23 protein-coding genes are annotated in these 22,163 nt (G+C 64.0%); 8 read left to right on the top strand and 15 right to left on the bottom strand.

Annotation, left to right across the window (positions count from 1 at the left end; translation table 11 throughout):
* Positions 1-50 precede the first annotated feature (50 nt).
* The 9 genes from C8K18_RS08565 to urtA form a co-directional block, all read right to left on the bottom strand.
* Positions 51-356 carry an urease subunit beta gene (locus C8K18_RS08565; protein WP_006048589.1) on the bottom strand — a complete coding sequence of 102 codons (306 nt, stop codon included), beginning with the start codon at positions 354-356 and terminating at the stop codon, positions 51-53.
* Positions 357-381: 25 nt separating this feature from the next.
* On the bottom strand, positions 382-684 hold the full coding sequence (gene ureA, locus C8K18_RS08560) for an urease subunit gamma (protein WP_006048588.1): 303 nt from the start codon (positions 682-684) through the stop codon (positions 382-384).
* A 133-nt stretch (positions 685-817) separates the two neighbouring features.
* Positions 818-1,618: a transporter substrate-binding domain-containing protein gene (locus C8K18_RS08555; RefSeq protein ID WP_029971092.1), complete on the bottom strand. Its 801-nt coding sequence runs from the start codon at positions 1,616-1,618 to the stop codon at positions 818-820.
* A 224-nt stretch (positions 1,619-1,842) separates the two neighbouring features.
* The gene (locus C8K18_RS08550; protein WP_107707222.1) at positions 1,843-2,736 is read right to left on the bottom strand and encodes an urease accessory protein UreD; all 894 of its coding nucleotides are present in this window, start codon (positions 2,734-2,736) and stop codon (positions 1,843-1,845) included.
* A gap of 134 nt (positions 2,737-2,870) precedes the next feature.
* Positions 2,871-3,563 (bottom strand): urea ABC transporter ATP-binding subunit UrtE, encoded by a 693-nt coding sequence (gene urtE, locus C8K18_RS08545; RefSeq protein WP_006048585.1) that lies wholly within the window; start codon positions 3,561-3,563, stop codon positions 2,871-2,873.
* A gap of 56 nt (positions 3,564-3,619) precedes the next feature.
* The gene (gene urtD, locus C8K18_RS08540) at positions 3,620-4,483 is read right to left on the bottom strand and encodes an urea ABC transporter ATP-binding protein UrtD (protein ID WP_006048584.1); all 864 of its coding nucleotides are present in this window, start codon (positions 4,481-4,483) and stop codon (positions 3,620-3,622) included.
* A complete protein-coding gene (urtC, locus tag C8K18_RS08535) occupies positions 4,480-5,676 on the bottom strand; it encodes an urea ABC transporter permease subunit UrtC (RefSeq protein WP_107707221.1) in 1,197 nt (398 codons plus the stop codon). Before urtC ends, urtD begins: the two co-directional genes overlap by 4 nt.
* 1 nt (position 5,677) lies before the next feature.
* Positions 5,678-7,324 carry an urea ABC transporter permease subunit UrtB gene (gene urtB, locus C8K18_RS08530; RefSeq protein WP_006048582.1) on the bottom strand — a complete coding sequence of 549 codons (1,647 nt, stop codon included), beginning with the start codon at positions 7,322-7,324 and terminating at the stop codon, positions 5,678-5,680.
* 402 nt (positions 7,325-7,726) lie between these two features.
* Positions 7,727-9,031: an urea ABC transporter substrate-binding protein gene (urtA, locus tag C8K18_RS08525; protein WP_107707220.1), complete on the bottom strand. Its 1,305-nt coding sequence runs from the start codon at positions 9,029-9,031 to the stop codon at positions 7,727-7,729.
* A 245-nt stretch (positions 9,032-9,276) separates the two neighbouring features.
* On the opposite strand from urtA, the gene C8K18_RS08520 reads away from it, so the two are divergent.
* Positions 9,277-9,624, top strand: coding sequence for a hypothetical protein (locus C8K18_RS08520; protein ID WP_132384549.1), 348 nt, complete (start codon positions 9,277-9,279; stop codon positions 9,622-9,624).
* Positions 9,625-9,704: 80 nt separating this feature from the next.
* Here the strand turns inward: C8K18_RS08520 and C8K18_RS33650 are convergent, their stop codons facing one another.
* Entirely contained in the window at positions 9,705-10,799 is a 1,095-nt protein-coding gene (locus C8K18_RS33650; protein WP_375135807.1) for a DUF3443 domain-containing protein, read from the bottom strand.
* Between the two features lie 95 nt (positions 10,800-10,894).
* On the opposite strand from C8K18_RS33650, the gene C8K18_RS33645 reads away from it, so the two are divergent.
* Positions 10,895-11,161, top strand: a complete 267-nt coding sequence (locus tag C8K18_RS33645; RefSeq protein WP_258196097.1) for a hypothetical protein — start codon at positions 10,895-10,897, stop codon at positions 11,159-11,161.
* 284 nt (positions 11,162-11,445) lie between these two features.
* Here C8K18_RS33645 and C8K18_RS08510 read toward each other — a convergent pair whose 3' ends face one another.
* From C8K18_RS08510 to C8K18_RS08500, 3 genes are all read right to left on the bottom strand, one after another.
* Complete coding sequence (locus C8K18_RS08510) at positions 11,446-11,901, bottom strand: DUF2844 domain-containing protein (RefSeq protein ID WP_107707217.1); 456 nt, start codon at positions 11,899-11,901, stop codon at positions 11,446-11,448.
* Positions 11,902-12,049: 148 nt separating this feature from the next.
* Positions 12,050-13,357 (bottom strand): DUF3443 domain-containing protein, encoded by a 1,308-nt coding sequence (locus C8K18_RS08505; protein WP_029971100.1) that lies wholly within the window; start codon positions 13,355-13,357, stop codon positions 12,050-12,052.
* A 28-nt stretch (positions 13,358-13,385) separates the two neighbouring features.
* Complete coding sequence (locus C8K18_RS08500; protein WP_107707216.1) at positions 13,386-13,901, bottom strand: DUF2844 domain-containing protein; 516 nt, start codon at positions 13,899-13,901, stop codon at positions 13,386-13,388.
* Between the two features lie 242 nt (positions 13,902-14,143).
* Between C8K18_RS08500 and C8K18_RS08495 the strand changes: the two genes are divergently transcribed.
* Positions 14,144-14,980, top strand: a complete 837-nt coding sequence (locus tag C8K18_RS08495; RefSeq protein ID WP_006048575.1) for an alpha/beta fold hydrolase — start codon at positions 14,144-14,146, stop codon at positions 14,978-14,980.
* Positions 14,981-15,062: 82 nt separating this feature from the next.
* Here the strand turns inward: C8K18_RS08495 and C8K18_RS08490 are convergent, their stop codons facing one another.
* A complete protein-coding gene (locus C8K18_RS08490) occupies positions 15,063-15,386 on the bottom strand; it encodes a rhodanese-like domain-containing protein (RefSeq protein ID WP_006048574.1) in 324 nt (107 codons plus the stop codon).
* Between the two features lie 61 nt (positions 15,387-15,447).
* A complete protein-coding gene (locus C8K18_RS08485; RefSeq protein ID WP_006048573.1) occupies positions 15,448-16,101 on the bottom strand; it encodes a protein-L-isoaspartate O-methyltransferase in 654 nt (217 codons plus the stop codon).
* Between the two features lie 321 nt (positions 16,102-16,422).
* Between C8K18_RS08485 and C8K18_RS08480 the strand changes: the two genes are divergently transcribed.
* The 5 genes from C8K18_RS08480 (at position 16,423) to C8K18_RS08460 (ending at position 22,131) form a co-directional block, all read left to right on the top strand.
* The gene (locus C8K18_RS08480) at positions 16,423-17,484 is read left to right on the top strand and encodes a LacI family DNA-binding transcriptional regulator (protein WP_044020760.1); all 1,062 of its coding nucleotides are present in this window, start codon (positions 16,423-16,425) and stop codon (positions 17,482-17,484) included.
* A gap of 3 nt (positions 17,485-17,487) precedes the next feature.
* On the top strand, positions 17,488-18,975 hold the full coding sequence (locus C8K18_RS08475; RefSeq protein ID WP_107707215.1) for a sugar ABC transporter ATP-binding protein: 1,488 nt from the start codon (positions 17,488-17,490) through the stop codon (positions 18,973-18,975).
* A complete protein-coding gene (locus C8K18_RS08470; protein WP_006048570.1) occupies positions 18,956-19,969 on the top strand; it encodes an ABC transporter permease in 1,014 nt (337 codons plus the stop codon). Before C8K18_RS08475 ends, C8K18_RS08470 begins: the two co-directional genes overlap by 20 nt.
* 75 nt (positions 19,970-20,044) lie before the next feature.
* Positions 20,045-21,007, top strand: a complete 963-nt coding sequence (locus C8K18_RS08465) for a substrate-binding domain-containing protein (RefSeq protein WP_006048569.1) — start codon at positions 20,045-20,047, stop codon at positions 21,005-21,007.
* Positions 21,008-21,081: 74 nt separating this feature from the next.
* Positions 21,082-22,131: a sugar phosphate isomerase/epimerase gene (locus C8K18_RS08460; protein ID WP_053857659.1), complete on the top strand. Its 1,050-nt coding sequence runs from the start codon at positions 21,082-21,084 to the stop codon at positions 22,129-22,131.
* Positions 22,132-22,163: the final 32 nt, after the last annotated feature.

Below are 22,163 nucleotides of genomic sequence, written 5' to 3'. Positions count from 1 at the left end.
TGTGGGTCCGGAAATGAGCAGGTCGTTCGGGGCGAGTGCCCGCAAGGGCATCACAGCTTGCCCATCACCTTGCCGTTAAAGCCGTAGACGATGCGCTCGCCCGCCAGTTCGACGAGTTCGACGGTGCGCTCCTGGCCTGGCTCGAAGCGCACGGCCGTGCCCGCCGCGATGTTCAGGCGAAAGCCGCGCGCGGCTTCGCGGTCGAACGCGAGCGCGTCGTTCACTTCGTAGAAATGGTAGTGCGAGCCGATCTGCACCGGCCGGTCGCCGGTATTCGACACGACGACCGTGACGGTGGCGCGGCCCGCGTTGAGTTCGTGCTCGCCGTCGTCGGTGAGGAGTTCGCCGGGAATCATGGGCGTGCCTTTGTGGTTCAGCGGATCAAGGGATCGGATGATGAACGGTGACGAGCTTCGTGCCGTCAGGGAAGGTCGCCTCGACCTGAATGTCGGGGATCATCTCGGGCACGCCTTCCATCACGTCGTCGCGTGTGAGCAGCGTCGTGCCGTAGTGCATGACCTCGGCGACGGTCTTGCCGTCGCGCGCCGCTTCCATCAGCGCGGCGGTGATGAAGGCGACCGCTTCCGGATAGTTCAGTTTGAGGCCGCGCGCGCGGCGCCGTTCGGCAAGCAGCGCAGCGGTGAAAATCAGCAGCTTGTCCTTCTCGCGAGGTGTCAGCTTCATCGAATGAGTGCGGTGAGTGGCGCCCGGTCCAAGTGGATCGGGTCGCGACAATGATATGCGTTGCGGGTCGCGGATGCGACCCGTGCAATGCCGGACCAAACAGCGACGCTATCAAGTCCGGCTAACGGCGCGCTTACAGATCGGCAGGCAGCGCCGCGCCGAACCACTTCTTCGACATCGTGTTGAACGTGCCGTCCTGCTTCGCCTGCGCGATCGCGGCGTTGACCTTCTGCTGCAGGCGCGGCTCGTTCTTGTTCATGCCGACGAAGCACGGCGAGTTCTTGATGACGAACTTCGGCTCGGGACGGCGCGGCGGATTCTTCGCGAGGATCGCTGCCGCGACGATGTTGCCCGCCGCGATCAGTTGAACCTGGCCCGACAGAAATGCGGCGATGGTCGCGTTGTTGTCCTCGAAGCGCTTGATCGTCGCGTTCGGCGCCATTTGCGTGAGGCCGAGTTCCTCGAGCGCGCCGCGCGTCGCGCCGACCGTCTTGCCGGTGAGGTCGGCGGGGCCGCTCACCTTGACGTCGGCGGGACCGAACACGCCCTGGTAGTACGGCGCGTACGCGGTCGAGAAGTCGATCACTTTCTCGCGATCCGGCGTCTTGCCGAGCGACGAGATCACGAGGTCGACCTTGTTCGTTTGCAGATACGGAATGCGGTTCGCGCTGTTGACGGGCACGAGTTCGAGCTTCACGTTCATCGACTTCGCGAGCAGCGCGGCCGTCTCGATGTCATAGCCTTGCGGCTTCATGTCCGGGCCGACCGAGCCGAACGGCGGATAGTCCTCGGGCACGGCCACTTTCAGCACGCCCGCCTTGGCGATGTTGTCGAGCGTGTCCGCGTGGGCGGGCACGGTGACGGCGAGGACAGGTGAGGCGAGCAGTGCGGCGAGCAGCGTGCGGCGCATGGAACGAAGCGTGGGTCGGTTCATGTGATGTAGGCGTGGTCCAGGCGTGGTGTGGTCGGTGTGCGCGTTCGGGCGCGATGTCGACGCGCGAGGCGCGGCAGCATCGCGCGCTAACAACGCAAGGTGTGTGCCATCGTGGTGCGGCGGGCGCGAGCGGGGAGTTTTCAGCGCGGCGCACCATGTGGGGGCTCGCCGTTGCGCCAGTGTGGTGCGGGGCTGTCTTACGCGGTGAAAGCGCGGCGGCGCGCTTATGTGGTCCAGATTCTTAGCGGCATGGCATCGACGCCGTGCACGATGGGGCGCAACTGCATCCAGCATTGCGTCAACGCGCGTTGCAAGCTCTCCATTGAACGCGAGACGACTCGAACCAGCAACACGCCGCTCGTCACACAAGTGGCCGCTGCGCGTATCGTGCTGTCGAATGGAAGCTGAGCGGTCAGCGCCTCGGCGAGCGCGTCGTCGCAAGCAGCGCCGATCGCCCACAGCGTGCCGTACGCGGGAAAGCCGCCGAGTCCTTGAGCGGCATCGCGCAACGGGTCGCCAGCGACGAGCGTTGCGCGCTCGAACCACAGCAAGTCGCCGTTCGTGTCGTTCTTTGCCCGCACGATCCGCGACACCGCTCGCAGGCTTCCCTCCGACCACCGCTCGCCAGCCGCTTGCCGGCCCAACTGCGTCGCGTCCCAGCCGATCGCCGTCGCGCCTTCGTCGAGTGTCAGCGAAAAATCCAGCGCCGCATTCGCATGATCGAACACGATGTTGTTCTGCGGCAGCCAGTCGAGCTTCGCGTTCTCGCCGACGTGCACGGCGATGTTTTGCCGCGCGGCGCGTCCATTGGATTTGTACCACTTGGTCGCGCCAGGCGTCGTGATGACGGCATGCGCGGCGGCGCCGACATTCACGCTGATGTCGAGCTGATCGCCGCCCGCAATCCCGCCGGGCGGATGCACGATCACCGCATGACAGATGGACTCGCCCTCGGGATAAAGCGGCCGCTGCACGCGCAACGGTCCATCGTGGAGCCGGTGTTCAAGCGCCGTGCGCTGAGCTCGCCTGACGAAGCCGAGTTCAAGACGCGCGCGCCATTGCGCATGCGCTTCGCTTTGCGCATTGGCCAACGTGACGTGGTTTTCGTGAAGCGACATGCAAGTGGACGTGCTAATGAGCGTGCGATCGATGTGTGAGTACAGGAACTACAGGCGCGAGCCGGAGCCAACGCGAGGCCCGCGCAACACGCACAAGACGCGCCGAGCATAGCACGCGAACCAACGCCCACGAGTCACACAGCGATCAGCGCACGCACGCCGTCCGCATCCATATTCGCGCCTTCTCCGCCCGCGACGATCTCGCCGCGGCTCATCACCCAATAGCGGTCGGCAATCTCCTTCGCGAAGTCGTAGTACTGCTCGACCAGCAGCACCGTCATGCCCATTTCCTCGACCAGTTGACGCAGCGTGCGGCCAATGTCCTGAATGATCGACGGCTGAATGCCTTCCGTCGGTTCATCGAGAATCAGCAGTTGCGGCTCGCTCATCAGCGCGCGGCCAATCGCGAGCTGTTGCTGCTGACCGCCCGACAGATCGCCGCCGCGACGCCCGCGCATATCCTTCAGCACTGGAAACAATTCGTAGATGCGCTCGGGGACTTTCTTCGGCGCTTTCTTGCTGGCCGCGCCCACCAGCAGATTTTCTTCGACGGTGAGCCGCGGAAAAATATCGCGCCCTTGCGGCACATAGGCGAGCCCATGCTCGACGCGCGAATACGTGGGCAGCTTCGTGATCGGCGCGCCGCGCCACGCGATGGAACCGCTCTTCGTCTGCACGACGCCCATCAGGCAGCGCAGCAGCGTGGTCTTGCCGACGCCGTTGCGGCCCAGCAGCACAGTGAGCTTGCCGTCGGGCACGGTCAGCTTCACATCGCGAAGAATGTGGCTGCCGCCGTAGTACTGGTTGAGGTTTTGTACTTCTAGCATGGTGGTCCGGTCCTGTGATTCACTGCGCGCTGATCGAACAAACTAATAGGGCTAACTCAGCGGCCGAGATACGATTCGATCACGGTCTCGTCGCGTTTGACGTCGTCGAGCGTGCCGTGTGCGAGCACGCGTCCTTCGGCCATCACCGTGACCTTGCCGGTCTTGCCCGACAGTGCCGCGACGAACTCCATATCGTGCTCGACCACCATCATCGAGCAGGTGCCGCGCAGATGGTTGAGCAGTTCGGCGAGCTGCATGGTTTCGTCGTCGGTCATGCCGGCGGCGGGTTCGTCGAGCAGCAGCAGCGCCGGTTGTTGCATCAGCAACATGCCGATTTCGAGCCGCTGCTTTTGTCCATGCGACAACTCGCCGGCCAAACGCCGCGCCTCGCTTTCAAGACCGATCAACGCCAGCGTTTCTTCGATGCGCGCTTGCGCCTCGCGATCGAGCCGCGCACGCAATGACGCGAGCCAGCCCTTGTCGGTTTTCATCGCCAGTTCGAGGTTTTCCCACACGGGATGCTGCTCGAAAACCGTCGGCTTCTGAAACTTGCGTCCGATGCCGGCGCGCGCGATGGACGGCTCGTTCATCCGCGTGAGGTCGATCGACTGGCCGAGAAACACCTTGCCGGAATCGGGCGCGGTCTTGCCGGTGATCACATCCATCATCGTCGTCTTGCCCGCGCCGTTCGGGCCGATGATGCAGCGCAATTCGCCGGCGTCGATGGAAAGCGTCAGCGCATTCAACGCGCGAAAGCCGTCGAAGCTCACAGTCACGTCGTCGAGATACAGGATCGTGCCGTGCGACACGTCGATCTCGCCCGGCACGACCGCGTGCCCCATGCTGGCGACGCCGCTTAGCGCATGCTCGGAAGGTTGTTCGGGCAACGCGAGATCGGGAACCATCGGATTTTCGTTCATGAGCGGTTCCTCTTGCGGGTCACGAGTTCGATGAGTCCCATGATGCCGTTCGGCAAGAACAGCGGGACCAGCACGAAAATCAGACCGAGAAAGAACAGCCAGTATTCAGGGAAATTCGCCGTGAAAAAGCTCTTCGCGCCGTTCACCGCGAACGCGCCGACAATCGGCCCGATCAGCGTGCCGCGTCCGCCCACGGCGACCCAAATCGCCATTTCAATCGAATTGCCCGGCGACATTTCGCCGGGATTGATGATGCCGACTTGCGGCACATACAACGCGCCGGCAATGCCGCACAGCACCGCGGAGACGGTCCACACGAACAGCTTGTAGGCGAGCGGGCTATAGCCGAGGAACATGAGGCGCGTCTCGCCGTCGCGCACGGCGGTGACGACGCGCCCGAGCTTCGACGTGACGATCGCGCGCGCGCCGATGAACGCGAGAATCAGCACGGCAAACGTAATCAGCAGCAACGCGGTGCGCGTACCCGGGTGCGTGATCGCGAAGCCGCCGATGCGCTTGAAATCCGTAAAGCCGTTATTGCCGCCGAAGCCCGTTTCGTTGCGATAGAACAGCAGCATCGCGGCGAAGGTTATGGCCTGCGTGATGATCGACAGATACACGCCTTTCACGCGCGAGCGGAACGTGAAGAAGCCGAACACCCACGCGACCACGGCCGGCACCAGCACGACCAGCAGCAGCGCATAGCCGAGATGTTGCGTGCCTTCCCAGTACCACGGCAGTTGATGCCAGTCGAGGAACACCATGAAGTCCGGCAGGTCGCTGCCGTACTTGCCGTCGTGACCGATGGCGCGCATCAGGTACATGCCGATTGCGTAGCCGCCGAGCGCGAAGAACAGCGCATGACCGAGGCTCAGAATGCCGCAGTAACCCCACACGAGATCGAGCGCCAGCGCGGCGATCGCGTAGCACATGAACTTGCCGGTGATCGTCATCGCGTAGGCGGACAGATGCAGCGGGCTCGTCTCCGGCACGACGAGCGTGGCGAATGGCACGCCGAGCCCGAACACGATGATCAACGCGATCAGCGCGAGCCACGCGCGCCGCGACAGCAGCGCGGGACGCGGCGGCAAGCCGAGCGCGAAGCCGGATTGCGCGGCGCGCGTTTCGGCGCCGCTTGTGCCGTGCGTGCCGACGTGAGCCGGCGCGTTCGAAGAAGAAGTCGCAGATGTCATGTCATGCCTCCGCGCTGCGGCCCTTGAGGGCGAACATGCCCTGCGGACGCTTCTGGATGAACAGCACGATCAGCACGAGCACCGCGATCTTCGCGAGCACCGCGCCCCAGAACGGTTCGATTGCCTTGCTGACGAGTCCGAGCCCGAAGCCGCCGATCACCGTGCCCGCCAGTTGACCGACGCCGCCCAGCACGACCGCCATGAACGAATCGATGATGTAGCTCTGACCGAGGTCAGGGCCGACGTTGCCGATCTGCGAGAGCGCGCAGCCGCCGAGTCCCGCGATGCCCGCGCCGAACGCGAACGCATACGAATCGACGCGCGCGGTTTTCACGCCGACGCATGCGGCCATGCGACGGTTTTGCGTGACGGCACGCACGAAGAGACCCAGGCGCGTCTTCGTCAGCACGGCCCATGCAATGCCGACGACAAAAAGCGCAAACGCGAGGATCACGAGGCGGTTATACGGCAGGATCAGATTCGGCAGCACGGTCACGCCGCCGCTCATCCACGAAGGGTTCACGACTTGCACGTTCTGCGCGCCGAACAGCATGCGCGTTGCCTGGATCAGAATCAGGCTGATGCCGAACGTGGTCAGCAGTGTTTCGAGCGGACGGCCATACAGATGCTTCAGCACAAGCCGCTCGATGACGATGCCGACAAGCGCCGCCGCGACGAACGACGCAGGCACCGCGAGCAGCGGATACCAGTCGAACGCGCCGGGCGCGAAGCGTTGAAAGAGGTTCTGCACGACATAGGTGGCGTAGGCGCCGATCATCAGGAATTCACCGTGCGCCATGTTGATGACGCCGATCAGGCCATACGTGATCGCGAGGCCGAGCGCGGCGAGCAGCAGCACGCTGCCGAGCGACAGACCCGCGAACAGCGTGCCCGCAATTGCGCTGCGGCGCTGGATTGCATCGAGTTCGTCGATACCCGTTTGTGCGGCGGCCCGCACGCGAGCGTCCGTTTCGGCGAACGTGCCGTCGGGCTTCTTCGCGACGAGCGGACGCAGCAGTTCGTTCATGTCGAGGTCGTGGCGAGCGGCGACGAGTTGCACCGCTTCGAGGCGTTTCGTTGCGTCGGCGTCATGCAGCGCGGTCATGGCCCAAAGCGTATCGAGGCGCTTCTTGAGCGCCGGGTCGGTTTCCTTTGCGCGGGCCGCGTCGACGAGTGGTTTGATCGACGGGTCCGGGTTTTTCAGCAGCGCATTGATGGCTTCTTCGCGCGTCGTTTTGTCGGCGGAGTCGAGTTGCAGGCCGGAGAGCGCGCCTGATACTTTTGAGCGCAGCAGGTTGTTTAGCGTGACGGGCTGGGCGTCGCTGGCTTCCACTGTCTTGCCGGTGACTGCATCGTGCAGCGTGTCGCCGTCTTGTAGCAGGACGGCGCCGGAGTCGGTGGCGAGCACTGTGTCTTCGGACAGCGCCTTTAACACCGTCAGCGATTCCTTGTCGTGGTTCGCGATGAGTTTGTCGATGGCTGCGGACTTGGCGTCGAAGTCGTCGGCGGCGAGCGGCGCGACATCGGCGGTGGTCAGCGCGAACGCGGCGTGTGGCGTTAGCGTGGCTAATGTTGCTAACGCGAGCAGTGCAGATGCGGTGCCGCGTCGAGCGAACCGCTGCGCAGAAGTGAGAAATGAAAACGCCATGATGGCCTTTGAAGAATGACTAGCGACGCGGCGCGATGCAAGGCAGCGTTTCGCGCGATGGGTTGCGGGAGCGCTGCGGATGCTTGTGGCCGGCCGCTTGTTGTGGCGAGGTGCTGGCGGCGCGATGCGGCGTAGTGCGGCGGTGCAGTACGACGGCGCAGGACGACCAGCAGTGCGACAGCGCAGTACGACACACGACGCGACCACGGAGTACGACCACGCAACACGGCGACGCAGTACAACCCACGCACTACGCGATCCACGCGATTCGAGCAACGCACGGCCACGCAATTCAACCCGAAGCCATGCGCCGCAAAGCGACTCCCCGCACGCGCGCCGCAACCACAAAACCAACGCATCGCAACGGCAACACAAGCCGCCGCGACACGCCGCACCACCCAATCAGGCGACCCGCGACCGCGAGCGCTTCAGAAACGCCGGAATCGAACTCACCACATCCGGCTTGCCCGCATTGCCCGCGATAAACGGACTCCACGGCTGCGCGCGAACCGCGGTCTTGGTGCGCCATACGACATTGAACTGACCGTCCGCGCGCACTTCGCCGATCATCACCGGCTTATGCAGATGGTGGTTGCCGTCCATCTCGAGCGTGAAGCCCGACGGCGCCGCGAACTGCTGGCCGACCATCGCCACGCGTACCTTGTCGACGTCCGTGCTCTTGGCCTTTTCGACCGCCTGCTTCCACATGTGAATGCCGACGAAAGTCGCTTCCATCGGATCGTTCGTCACGCGCTTCGTGCCGCCCGGCAGGTTGTTTTCCTTGACCCACGCGGCCCATTGCTTCTTGAACTTCTCGTTGGCCGGATTGCGCACCGACATGAAGTAGTTCCATGCCGCGAGATTGCCGACGAGCGGCTTCGTGTCGATGCCGCGCAGTTCTTCCTCGCCGACCGAGAACGCGACGACCGGCACGTCCGACGCCTTCAGCCCCTGGTTGCCGAGTTCCTTGTAGAAGGGCACATTCGAGTCGCCGTTCACCGTCGAGATCACGGCCGTCTTGCCGCCTTGCGAGAAGGTCTTGATGTTCGCGACGATGGTCTGGTAGTCGCTATGGCCGAACGGCGTGTAGACCTCCTGGATGTCGGCGTCCTGCACGCCCTTCGACTTCAGGAACGCGCGCAGGATCTTGTTCGTCGTGCGCGGATACACATAGTCGGTGCCGAGCAGGAAGAAGCGCTTCGCGCCGCCGCCTTCCGCGCTCATCAGATATTCGGTTGCGGGAATCGCCTGCTGGTTCGGCGCCGCGCCCGTGTAAAACACGTTGCGCGACATCTCTTCGCCTTCGTACTGCACGGGGTAGAACAGCAGGCCGTTGAGTTCCTCGAAGACCGGCAGCACCGACTTGCGCGACACGGAAGTCCAGCAGCCGAACACCACCGCGCATTTTTCCTGCGTGATCAGTTGACGCGCTTTTTCTGCGAAGAGCGGCCAGTTCGATGCCGGGTCGACGACCACCGGCTGAAGCTGACGGCCCATCACGCCACCGTTCTTGTTGATGTCCGCGATCGTCATCAGCGCGGTGTCTTTCAGCGATGTCTCGGAGATCGCCATCGTGCCCGACAGCGAATGCAGGACGCCTACCTTGATCGGGCCGCTTGAGGACTGTGCGTGCGCGAACGGCACGCGGCCTGCAAGCGCGAGCGCGCCGGACATGGAGCCGAACTTCAACAGACTGCGACGTTTCATGTGTATCCCCTTGCCATTGATGATGAATGTTTATGGGCGTCGATCTCAGCCACAGGGGCGTGCCCTGCATGATTTGCCGCTCCTGTACTGCAAGGCATATGCCATGTTGATGAAACGCGCGGGATGGCAGCGTCGCGCGCTGTGGCGCGGCCCGGAGCAAGCGGGCTTATGCGTGCTGGCGTACGAATGTGGTGCATGCAGATGGGATGCGCCTCGTTCGGGTGCGGGACGCGCCGCGACGAGGCGTGAGAATCGGCAAGCGGGCTTTGACGGTGCACATGCGCAGCGGCGTTGTGCATGGGGATGCGGCGCTTGGGGTGGCGCTCGCGTATGGCGGTGGTTGTGGCGAACGCAACGCGCCGCTGAGATTGCGCTCGCCTTTCACGGCCGGCGTGAGGAGGGGCAGCGTACTGTTCGATAGCGCTCGCGTTTCACCGCCGGCTTGGCGAAGACAGCGCACGCGCTCGATCGGGTGCGAGCGCGACTATCGCCGCGTGGTTCGTCAGCCTCGGCGGCTTTTCGGACGTGATCGAAACCGCAAGATCGCGGCGATATTCGCGACCGCCGCCGACGCGTCCAATGTCCGCTATTGAACGCGTATGAATGGTCTTGCATGAGGCCGGCTGTTGCCTATGCCGGCCTCGTGCATTACCCGCGTTGTGCGTCGGCTTTCTTAGAACGCAACGAAGGGCCCGCTCTGCGGCCCGGCTTGCGAGCCGCTAAGCGCCGTATAAACACTGCGGCCGAAGAAGAACGGCAAGCCCCAGATGAAATAGCCCGAGACCGACGTGTACGCGGCGATGTTGTCGAACGCGGCATACGTGCCGGCGAGGAGGCTCGCGGTGTTGGCGACCTGGAAGGGCACGGTCGCGGACTTGAGCGCGCCGCTCGTCGGCTTGAGCACGGCAGACAGGCTCAGCGTGGTCGATGGCGTATAGCGGCCCCATGCATCGAACGGAATGGCCGTGTCGCCGAAGATCGTTATGTTCGAGCCGCTGTCGATCACGCCGTTGCCGAACGCGCTTCCCTTGTACGTCGTCGTGAAAAAGCCGTTGCTGTCGAGCGGGATGATGTTCGCGGTCGACGGCAGCGCGTTGTTCTGCTGCGTGCCGATACCGAACACGAGCTCGCCCGTCGCGCTTGCCTGGCCGCCCGGCTGCAACGAAGGCAGACGGATGATCGTGCCGTTGTTGTCGGTCGTGAAGTCCGCAACCGGATTCATGACCTGCGTATCGAGCGGCACGCGCGTGTTCGCGCATGGACCCGACGACGGACAGTAATAGTACGTTGCCGGCAACATATATTGCGCGGCGAGCGGGAAGTCGCGGACCGCCGAGCCGATGCCGACCACGCCGTTCGCGCCGAGCTGCGCGACGCTACCAATATCGACGACGCCGCGCGACGCGCAATCGGTCGGCGTCGGATTCGCGCCGTCGCTGATGATCTGCACCGGCAGACTGCCCGCCAGCTTTCCGCCGATGCTCACGTCCGCGCGCTTGACCGAGCCCCACGTGTAACCCGACGCAAAGATCGCGCACTGGGAGATGGACGCGTTGTGCGTGGGATCGTCGGTCGCGCCTGTCTGCGCCGGCAAGCTGCCCGCCAGCGCCGACCCGAGCGCGCTCGCCATCACACGCACGCCTGCCGAGCCGGTATCGAGCAACATGTGATCGATGGTCGCGCATTGATTCGCGCCTTGCACGCCGGGAATGCAGATCGTGACCGTGACGTACGGCGTGTTCGCGTAGCCGCCTGTCCATCGTTCTATTGTAATGGGGGCTGTGTTTTGCGTTGGTGTGGGCGTTGGCGTGGGCGTTGGTGTGGGCGTTGGTGTCGGTGTTGGTGTCGGTGTTGGTGTCGGTGTTGGGGTTGGGGTTGGTGTCGGTGTCGGTGTCGGAGTTGGAGTTGGAGTCGGAGTCGGAGTTGGAGTTGGTGTCGGAGTCGGAGTCGGAGTCGGAGTCGGAGTTGGTGTCGGAGTCGGAGTCGGAGTCGGAGTCGGAGTCGGTGTTGGTTTCGGCGTCGGCGTCGGCGTTGGTGTCGGTGCCGGTGCCGGAGTCGGAGTTGGCGTCGGTGTCGGTGTCGGTGTCGGAGCCGGGGATGGCGTCGGAGTCGGCCTTGGCGTGGGCGTAGGCGTCGGAACAGGTGCCGGAGTCGGAGTCGGCACAGGCGTCGGAGCTGGAGCGGGCGTCGGAGCCGGAGTCGGTGCAGGTGCCGGAGCCGGCGAAGGACGCGGACTCGAAGCCGGACTCACAGAATCCGCTTTATCGTTATTCTGCACCGCCGCGCCCGATGCATCGTCGCCGCCACCGCCGCCGCCGCAACCGGAAAGCCCGACGCTAACCGTGAGCAAAGCGAAGCAAACTGTCTTGCTGAAAGTCTTCATTATTTTCTTCTTCGTAAATCGACGCGGGCCGTTACCGGACATCTTCTGCACGGACATTCGCCGGCAGCAGCCGCGGCAAAATCGCTTTGCCGAAGAAATTGCCAGGCCGGCCGACCGACTCGATCTGGAAGTCGTCGCTACGGTCGATTAACGGACCGGTGCCGCGAGGCTTACCCGCACCCGCCGACGCCGCGCGATGAAAATAATTGCCTAGCAGCGCATTCATGTCGGGGCGCACCGGCCCCTGCCACGCGACGGCAAACACGACGTTATTGGGCAGCACGTATTCGCGAATCGTGACGCCGTCCGCATCGTGCGCTTCACGCACGGTGTACGAGGCGGAAGCCAAAGCGGTGGGCGCGGCAACGGCGGCGGACCGCAGCCGTGACTGCGACGCTGCACTGATCGTCGGCGCGCCGCCCAACGCCGCATAGGAAGCCAGCGGCAACATCACCGCAGCGGCGAGCGCGGCCTTCACAAGATTCATCGCAATGCTCCAGAAAACAGGTCGGAGCATGTTGCCAGCGCAGCCGTACCGGAATATGCCGACAAAGCTGAATGTGTCCTGGGAAATGGCGCAAGAAGGCGCGGCGGTAACAGCGGTAACGCCGCGCCTTCAGTGCCGCGCCAAATGGTTAGAACGCGATGAACGGTCCGGTCTGAGTGCCTACCTTCGCGTTACCCATGGCCGTATAAACGTCGCGTCCATAGAAAAACGGCAGTCCCCACAAGAACATGCTGTTCTTGTGCTGCGAGAAGTTGCTGCCCGCGTCGCTCAGCGCGTAGTAACCCGCTGAGCTTCGGCCGCCCGGATTGGCGATCGAGAACGGCACATCGAGCGGCTTGCCGGAGCCGTTGGTCGACTCCATTGTTGCGCTCAGGCTGAGCGGCGCAGCGGGCGTGTACCAGTCGCCGAGCGCGGTCGGAATGGTGTCATCCGGAAAGGCATAGGCGTTCGTGCCGCTGTCTATCAGGCTGTGGGTGAAGGCCCGGCCTTTGTACTGCGTGGTGAAACTGCCGTATTTGTCGACGGCAAGAATCGTCGCGGTGGACGGCACCTGATTGTTCTGCTGTGTACCGATGCCGAACACCAGTTGCCCCGTCACGCTAGTCTTGCCGCCGGCCGGCACGGCGGGCAGACGGATGATCGCGCCGTTGTTGTCGGTGGCGAATGATGCGATCGGATTCCTGACCTGCTTGCCGGCCAGCATGCGCGTGCTGACGCACGAGTTCTGCGACGGGCAATAGTAGTAAAGGCCGGGAACCGCGGTGGTCAGTGCGTCCGCCGAATCGCTTGTGAAACTGTCCACACCGACAATGCCGTTCATGTTCGAGAAGTCGGCGCCGCCAATGTCGGCACCGGAGTTCGAGCAGTCGTCCGGCACCGGATAGGCGTTGTCCGAATACACCTGAATGGGAAGATTGCTCGCCGTCTTGCTGCCGATCGTGATGTCGGCGCGCTTGACCGAGCCCCACGTGTAGCCCGACGCGAACGGCATGCATTCGACAATAGGCGCCGAGCCGCTCGTGTCGTCCGCAGCGCCGACCTGCGTGAGCAGCAACGGGGCCAGCGTGGGAATCGCGCGCGCGGCGATGCGCACGCCCGTGGAGCCGGTGTCGACCAGCATGTTGTCCACGGTCACGCATTGCGGCGTGCTCTGCGTGCCCGGCACGCAGATCTTGATGGACACCTTCGGCATGTTGATGCTGCCCATCGACTTGTCGACGGTGATCGTCGCCGTGTTGTCGCCGGTTGCGGGCGGCGATGAATTCCCCGAGTCCGTGCCTGAGCCGTGCGGCGTCCAGTCCGGCGTCGCATTCCAGCCAACCGAATTGCTGCCCTGATTGTTGCTGCCGCCACTGCTGCCGCCGCCTCCACATGCCGAAAGCGCGAACACGCCAATGGCGGCCGCGAGCGAAAGCGTCTTCTTTAATGTATTCATGTCTTGTTCTCTTCGTGCCGAGCGGCGGTTATTCGAGGTCGCCGGGACGCACGCCCGCGGGCAACAGACGCGGCAGCCAGGCCATGCCGGAGAAGTTCCCCAGGCGGCCTGCGGACTCGATGCGGAAATCGTCGTTGCCTTCTATCAGCGGGCCGGAGCCGCGCACGCCGGTCTGGCCGGCGGCAACGTAGTTCGTGAAGTAGCTGCCGAGCAGCGCGCGCATGTTCGGGCGGATCGGCCCTTGCCAGGTGACGGCGAACACGACGTTGGCCGGCAGCAGGTATTCGCGGATCGTGACGCCGTTCGCGTCGACGGACTGGCGCATCGTGTAGGGCGCCGTGGCGGTGACGGCGCTGGCCGGCTGGCTGCCCGCGGCAGGGGACGCGGAAGCGGACGCCGAAGCGGAATCCGAAACCGACTGCGTCGCCGCGGCGCGCAGCACGAGCGGCGCGGAGGCGTTCGCGACGGGGGCGCCGCCAAGCGCCGCAAACGACGACAGCGGCAACAACGTTGCGGCCAGCATCGCGATCTTTATTAGTCTCATCACACGGCTCCCAGAATGAACAGAGCATGGTGCCTGTGTGGCATTCCGAAAAACCTGTGAAATTTCGCAATCAATGCGGCGAAGCGGTGCAAATCTCTTCCATAACGCGGAGCGCGTCCGTATTCTCCATTCGATGCGTTTGCAGTTGCTTGTGCAGTCGCCGCCACCGTGGTGGCTTTCGTAACACGGCAGCCGGATCATGTAGCCGGCTATCGCCAAAAATCTCAACCGGAGAAACGACCATGCCGTATGTGACAACGAAGGACAACGTCGAGATTTTCTACAAGGACTGGGGCCCGAAAGACGCGCAGCCGATCGTCTTCCATCATGGCTGGCCATTGTCTTCCGACGACTGGGATACGCAGATGCTGTTCTTCGTCCAGAAGGGCTATCGCGTGATCGCCCATGACCGGCGCGGCCACGGCCGCTCGTCGCAAGTGTCGGAAGGACACGACATGGACCACTACGCCGCCGACGCCTTCGCCGTGGTCGAAGCGCTCGACTTGCGCAACGCGGTGCACATCGGCCATTCGACGGGCGGCGGCGAGGTGGCGCGTTACGTGGCGAAGCATGGCGAGCCTTCCGGCCGCGTGGCGAAGGCGGTGCTGGTGAGCGCCGTGCCGCCGCTGATGCTCAAGACCGAGGCGAATCCCGAAGGCTTGCCGCTCGAGGTTTTCGACGGCTTTCGCGCGGCGCTGGCCGCCAATCGCGCGCAATTCTTTGTCGATGTTCCGGCGGGTCCGTTCTACGGCTTCAACCGTGCGGGCGCGACAGTCCATCAAGGCGTGATTCAGAACTGGTGGCGTCAGGGGATGATGGGCAGCGCGAAGGCCCACTATGAAGGCATCAAGGCTTTCTCGGAAACGGACCAGAGCGGGGACCTGCGCGCGATCTCGGTGCCCACGCTCGTGCTGCACGGTGAGGACGATCAGATCGTGCCGTATGCGGACGCGGCGCTGAAGTCGATCAAGCTGCTGAAGAACGGCACGCTGAAAACGTATCCGGGCTTCCCGCACGGCATGTTGACCGTGAATGCGGATGTGTTGAACGCGGATCTTCTGGCGTTCGTGCAGGCGTAGTAGCGATTGACGTGAGTCCGCGTTTCGCGGGCTCACGCTCGAGCTGGCGGAAACGAACCGCCTCTACACGATCAGTACGCGATCAGTACGTCGGAACCGACGGATCGACCTGACGCGACCAGGCGTCGATCCCGCCTTGCAGATTGAAGACGTTGGCGTGGCCGCGCGATTCGAGGAACATGGCGACCTGGGCGCTGCGCGCGCCGTGATGGCAGATGCAGACGATTTGCGCGTCGTCGTCGAGTTCCTCGCTGCGCGCGGGAATCTCGCGCATCGGAATCGACACGATGCCCGGCATCGCCGCCGTCTGGATTTCCCACGGTTCACGCACGTCGAGCAGCACGGGGGCGGGGCGCGACGTGTCGGCGAGCCATTCGGCGAGTGCGGGAGCGGTCAGGTTTTGCATCAGCGGGACTTCCGTTCAAAGGACGGCGGCGCGCGCCGGCCGTCCGTGAAAAACAGGCGAATCAGAACTTGAAGCGCGGCGGCTGCACGGCGTTGACGAGCGGCTCGACATACGTCTCGAACACGTCGGCAATGCGGTACTGCTTTTCGTCGATGCGCGTGATGATCTGCGCCTTCATGACCGGCGCCGTGCCGACGAATGCCGCCAGACGGCCGCCCACCTTCAGTTGTTCGAGGATTTCCTGCGGCAGCACGGGCAGTCCGCCCGACACGCAGATCACGTCGTACGGCGCGGCGGCGGACCAGCCGCGCGCGGCGTCGCCGGTCGCGACTTCCGCGTTGAGCACGCCGTTGGCGATCAGGTTGGTTCTCGCGAGTTCGGCGAGTTCAGGTTCGATGTCCACCGTCAGCACGTGTTGCGCGCGATGCGCGAGCAGTGCCGCCATATAACCCGAGCCGGCGCCGATTTCCAGCACGCTTTCGTGCTTCTTCACCGCCAGTTCCTGCAGCGTGCGCGCTTCGACGCGCGGCGCCAGCATGTGCTGGCCGGCCGGCAGCGGCACTTCGAAGTCGACGAAGGCCAGTTCGTGGTACGCGGCGGGGACGAAGTTTTCACGCTTGACGATCGACAGCAGATTCAGCACGTCCTGGTCGAGCACTTCCCAGGGGCGGATCTGCTGTTCGATCATGTTGAAACGCGCTTGCTCGATGTTCATGGTGGATTGGCGGTTCTGGTTTGCGAGTTTTGCGATTTATCCGCTGCGCGGGCGCCTGGGCATGAGCCTCGGCATTGAAGCCGGCAGGCAGGCACGGCAGGGTAACTGCGGGATTGTACCAAATGGCGCCGGGGTTCCGGGCCAGGGCGCGCAGCGCGGCGCGGCTGCTTTTGTCCGCGTTGCCCCGCTGCTGCCCGCCGTTGCCCCCGTGTTAATCCCTAGCAATCTGGGCTTGCACTTCGGGCTGTCATCGCTCAAAAATGTAATCGATTACATTCTGGAGCCGCGTCCGTGCCGAGACCGACGTCGAAAGCGAAGCCTGTGGAAAGCGCTGCCACACGCGCAGCCGCAGTCACGCCCGCGCCCGAAGGTTTGTCGATCGCCGGCGTCGCGCGGCAGGCGGGCGTTTCCGTCGCCACCGTATCGCGCGTGCTGAACGCGCACGAGAACGTGCGGCCCGCGACCCGCGACAAGGTGCTGGCCGCCATCGACGCAAGCGGCTACCGCGTCAACGAACTCGCGCGCAATCTGCGAACCGCGGAAAGCCGCCTGCTGCTGACGATGGTCCCCGACTTCGGCAATCCGTTTTACGCGGAGATCGTGCGCGGCATCGACAGCATCGCGCGCCAGCACGGCTACTTCATGCTTCTGTGCGATACCGGCGCCGACCCCGGCCGCGAGCGCAGCTACTTCGATCTGCTGCGCCGCCGCCGCGCGGACGGCGCGATCTGCCTCGATCCCGCGACGATCCAGCAGGCGCTCGGCGAAGCGTCGAGCGCGCTGCCGTGGGTCGCGTGCTGCGAGTTCGATCCGGCGATGGGCGTGCCGTATGTGGGCATCGACAACTATCGGGCCGCGGGCGACGCCGTGCGGCATCTGCTCGCGCGCGGCCACCGGCGCATCGGCCTCATCAATTCGGACGTCGACTACCTGTACGCGCGGCAGCGTCAGCAAGGTTATCTCGATGCGCTGACCGAGGCGGGGATCGAGCCGCTCGACGGCTGGCGCATGAATCTGAACAGTCTCGACTACGAGGCGGGCGCGTCGGCGGCGGTTTCGCTAATGCTGCCGAGGCAAGGGCGGGGACAAGGACAAACGGAGCCGCCGAGCGCGATCTTTGCCGTCTCCGACACGCTCGCGACCGGCGTCCTGCACGGCTTGCGCAGCATCGGCAAACGCGTGCCGCAGGATGTCGCCGTGGTCGGCTTCGACGACATCTCGATCGCCGCGCAAGTCGATCCGCCGCTCACCACCATCGCCCAGCCGATGCGCGAACTCGGCGAGACCGCCGCGCGTCTGCTGTTGCAGCGGCTCGCGAATCCGTTGGCGAACGTGCCGGGCGTGCTGCTGCCGCATCGGCTCGTGATTCGCGGGAGCACCTGAGCCATGAGTCTCGCGATCCGCTTCGACGACATCCGCAAAGACTTCGGCCCCGTGTGCGTGCTGCACGGCGTGAGCTTCGATCTCGCGCCTGGGCGCATCTACGGTTTGCTCGGCGAGAACGGCGCGGGCAAGTCGACGCTGATGAAGATTCTCGCCGGCTACGAAACCGCGACGTCGGGCACGTTGCTGGTCGACGGCCATGCGCAACACTTTGCCGGATCGCGCGACGCCGAAGCGCAAGGCATCGTGCTGATTCACCAGGAGTTCAACCTCGCCGAGCATCTGACGATTGCGCAGAACATGTACCTCGGCCACGAGAAGCGGCGCGGCTGGTTCGTCGACGACGCCGCGATGCGCGCCGAAGCCGCGCGTTATCTCGCGCAGGTGGGTCTCGACAAGGCGCCGGATACGAAGGTGCGCGAACTGATCGTCGCGGAAAAGCAGATGGTGGAGATCGCGAAGGCGCTGTCGCGCCGCGCGCGTCTGCTCATCATGGACGAGCCGACCGCTACGCTCACGCCGTCCGAAACCGAGCGGCTTTTCACGCTGATGGCGAAGCTGAAGGCCGACGGCGCGACCATCGTCTACATCTCGCACAAGCTCGATGAAGTCGAGCGCATCACCGACGAAGTGATCGTGATGCGCGACGGCCGCTTCGTCGCGCGCAACGAAACGGCGGCGCTTGCGCGGCAGCAGATGGCGAACCTGATGGTCGGCCGCGACGTGTCCGACATGTTCCCCGACAAGATCACCGTGTCCGCGAGCGCGCCGGTCGCGCTCAAAGTCGAAGGGCTCGCGGTGCCGGAGTGGGTCGACAATCTGAGCTTCGACGTGCGCGCCGGTGAAGTGCTCGGCTTCGCCGGACTCGTCGGCGCGGGCCGCACCGAAGCCTTCGAAGCGATCATCGGTTTGCGCAAGCGCACGGCTGGGCGCATCGAAATCGCCGGGCATGCCGTCGATCTGAAAAGCCCGCGCGATGCGATGCGTCACGGCCTCACGTATCTCAGCGAGGACCGCAAGGGCAAGGGCCTGCATGTGAACCTGAGCCTGCAGGACAACGTCACGCTGATGACGCTCGAACGCTACGCGCATCCGCTGCTCGACATGAAGGCGGGCCGCGACGCGTTGAAGCATGCGGTGAGCGAATTCGGCATACGCACGGGCGATCTGTCGAGCCGCGCGCGCATGCTCTCGGGCGGCAATCAGCAGAAGCTCGCGCTCGCCAAGTTCCTGCAGCCGGAGCCCGACGTGATCGTGCTCGACGAACCGACGCGCGGCGTCGACGTCGGCGCGAAACGCGACATCTATTTCCTGATTCATCGTCTCGCCGCGCAAGGCCGCGCGGTGATCGTCATTTCATCCGAACTGATCGAGCTGATCGGATTGTGCCATCGCGTCGCCGTGATGCGCGCGGGACGTCTGCAAGCCACGCTCACGCTCGACCATCTGACCGAAGAGGAGTTGATCGCTCATGCGACCGGCACCCACTGAAGCCGTGCAATCCGGCCGCGCGTTGCGCTTCGCGCATCGTCTGTATGCGCTTGGGCCGTTCGCCGGCCTGATCGCGCTGTGCATCGCCGGCACGCTGCTGAACCGCGATTTCGCCACGCTCGACAACATGATGAACGTGCTCACGCGCACGTCGTTCATCGGCATCATCGCGGTCGGCATGACGTTCGTGATCATCTCGGGCGGCATCGATCTGTCGGTCGGCTCAATGGCCGCGCTGATCGCGGGCAGCATGATCTGGCTGATGAACGGGCTCGCGGCGGGCGTCGGCGGCCATACGTTCCCGCCGCTCGTCATCGTCACGTTGGGCATCGCATTCGCGCTCGTACTCGGCGGACTGTTCGGCTGCGCGCACGGTTTGCTGATCACTAAAGGACGCATCGAGCCGTTCATCGTCACGCTGGGCACGCTCGGCATCTTTCGCGCGGTGCTGACCTGGCTCGCCGACGGCGGCGCGCTGACGCTCGACAATTCGTTATCCGATCTTTATGGGCCGGTGTATTACGCGAGCCTCTTCGGCGTGCCGGTGCCGATCTGGGTGTTTCTCGTGACGGCCGCAGGCGGCGCGCTGATTCTCAACCGCACCGCATTTGGCCGGCACGTGCAGGCGATCGGCTCGAACGAACAGGTCGCGCGTTATGCGGCGATACGCGTCGACACGGTGAAGATCGTCACGTATGTGCTGCTCGGCATCTGCGTCGGCGTGGCCACGGTGCTGTACGTGCCGCGCCTCGGCTCGGCGACGCCGACCACCGGCCTGCTGTGGGAACTGGAGGCGATTGCGTCGGTGGTCGTCGGCGGAACGGCGCTCAAGGGCGGCGAAGGACGCGTGGTCGGCACCGTGGTCGGCGCGATCCTGCTGTCGGTGATCGCCAACATTCTGAATCTCACCAGCATCATCAGCGTGTATCTGAACGCGGCGGTGCAGGGCGTGGTGATTATCTTCGTCGCGTTCGTTCAACGCGGAAGGCGGTAGCGATTCACGGTGATTCACGGTGAAACAACGGAAGGGGCGCACGATCGCCTCACAACATCAGATAGGAGACACACCATGAAGCAGGTCATTCGAGCGATCGGCGCCGGCATGCTGGCGTTGGGCATAGTGAGCACGGCGGGCATCGCGCGCGCCGACGACAAGGTCACGCTGGGCGTCGCGATTCCAACCGCCGATCACGGCTTCACGGGCGGCATCGTCTGGTGGGCCAACAAGGCGAAGGCCGATCTTGAGAAAGAACATCCGAATCTGAAAGTGATCGTCAAGACCGCGGCCGGCTCGCCCGAGCAGGCCAACCAGTTGCAGGATCTCGTGACCGTCAACAAGATCAATGCGCTCGTGATTTTCCCGTTCGAATCGGCGTCGCTCACGCAACCGGTCGCGCAGGTGAAGAAGAAGGGCGTGTATGTGACGGTGGTGGACCGCGGCCTGACCGACACCAGCGCGCAAGATGCGTACGTGGCCGGCGACAACACCGCGTTCGGCAGAATCCCCGCTGAATTTCTGGCGAAAGCGCTGGACGGCAAGGGCGACATCGTCGCGCTGCGCGGCATTCCGACCACGCTCGACAACGAACGCTGGACCGCTTTCACCGGCGTATTGAAGGGCTATCCGAACATCAAGATTCTCGACGCGAAATACGCGAACTGGAATCGCGACGACGCGTTCAAGGTGATGCAGGATTACCTCACGCGCTTCAAGCACATCGACGCCGTCTGGGCCGCCGACGACGACATGGCGGTCGGCGTGCTGAAGGCCATCGACCAGGCGAAGCGCAGCGACGTCAAGATCGTATTCGGCGGCGCGGGCTCGAAGGGCATGGTGAAGAACGTGATGGATGGCGCGCCGCTCATCAAGGCCGACGTGTCGTACTCGCCGAAGTTCATCTACGACGCGATCAAGCTCACCGCCGAGGCACGTCTTAAAGGCGAGAAGCTGCCGGCCACGACGATCATTCCTTCGGTGCTCATCACGAAGGAAAACGCGCAGCAGTTCTACTTCCCCGATTCGCCGTTCTGATCGTGAAGCGCGGCCCTCGTTAATGGGTAGATCAACCCAAGATCAAAGGAACCCAAGGTTAAAGGAACCCAACGATGAAAACCATCAAAGGTCCGGCGATTTTTCTCGCTCAATTCATGGGCGACGAGGCGCCGTTCGACAATCTCGCGCACCTGGCCAGTTGGGCCGCGAGTCTCGGCTTCAAGGGCATTCAGGTGCCGTGCGATGCGCGCCTGATCGATCTCGAACAGGCCGCGTCGAGTCAGTCGTATTGCGACGAGTTGCGCGAGACCGTGGACAACGCGGGCGTGACGATCACCGAGTTGTCGACGCATCTGCAAGGACAACTCGTGGCCGTGCATCCCGCGTACGACACGTTATTCGACGGCTTTGCGGCGGCTCACGTGCGCGGCAATCCGTCAGCGCGCACCGAATGGGCCATCGAGCAATTGAAGCTCGCCGCGAAGGCGTCGCAGCGTCTCGGGCTCGATGCGCATGTGTCGTTTTCGGGCGCGCTCGCGTGGCCGTATCTGTACCCGTGGCCGCAGCGTCCAGCCGGTCTGGTCGAAGCCGCATTCGACGAACTCGCGCGCCGCTGGACGCCGATTCTCGATGCATTCGACGCCGCCGGCGTGAACGTCTGCTACGAGCTGCATCCGGGCGAAGACCTGCACGACGGCGTGACCTTCGAGCGTTTTCTCGATGCAGTGAGGCAGCATCCGCGCGCGAACATTCTCTACGATCCGAGCCATTTCGTTTTGCAGCAGCTCGACTATCTCGCGTTCATCGACATCTATCACGAGCGCATCAAGGCGTTTCATGTGAAGGACGCGGAATTCCGGCCGAACGGCAAGCAGGGCGTGTATGGCGGCTATAGCGGCTGGGTCGAGCGCGCGGGGCGTTTTCGTTCGCTCGGCGACGGGCAGATCGACTTTCGCGCGATCTTCTCGAAGATGGCGCAATACGATTTCCCCGGCTGGGCAGTGCTCGAATGGGAATGCGCGCTCAAGCATCCTCACGACGGCGCGCGCGAAGGCGCGCAGTTCATTCGCGAGCACATTATCCGCGTGGCCGAACATGCATTCGACGACTTCGCGGGCAGCGGCGTCGACGCGGCGCAATTAAAACGCGTGCTCGGCATTTGAGCGTAGGTAAGCGTAGTCAAGCGCAGTGCAAC

The organism is Paraburkholderia sp. GV068 (assembly GCF_003058125.1).
Taxonomy (GTDB): Bacteria; Pseudomonadota; Gammaproteobacteria; order Burkholderiales; family Burkholderiaceae; genus Paraburkholderia; species Paraburkholderia graminis.
This window is presented reverse-complemented; position numbering and strand designations above follow the sequence as displayed.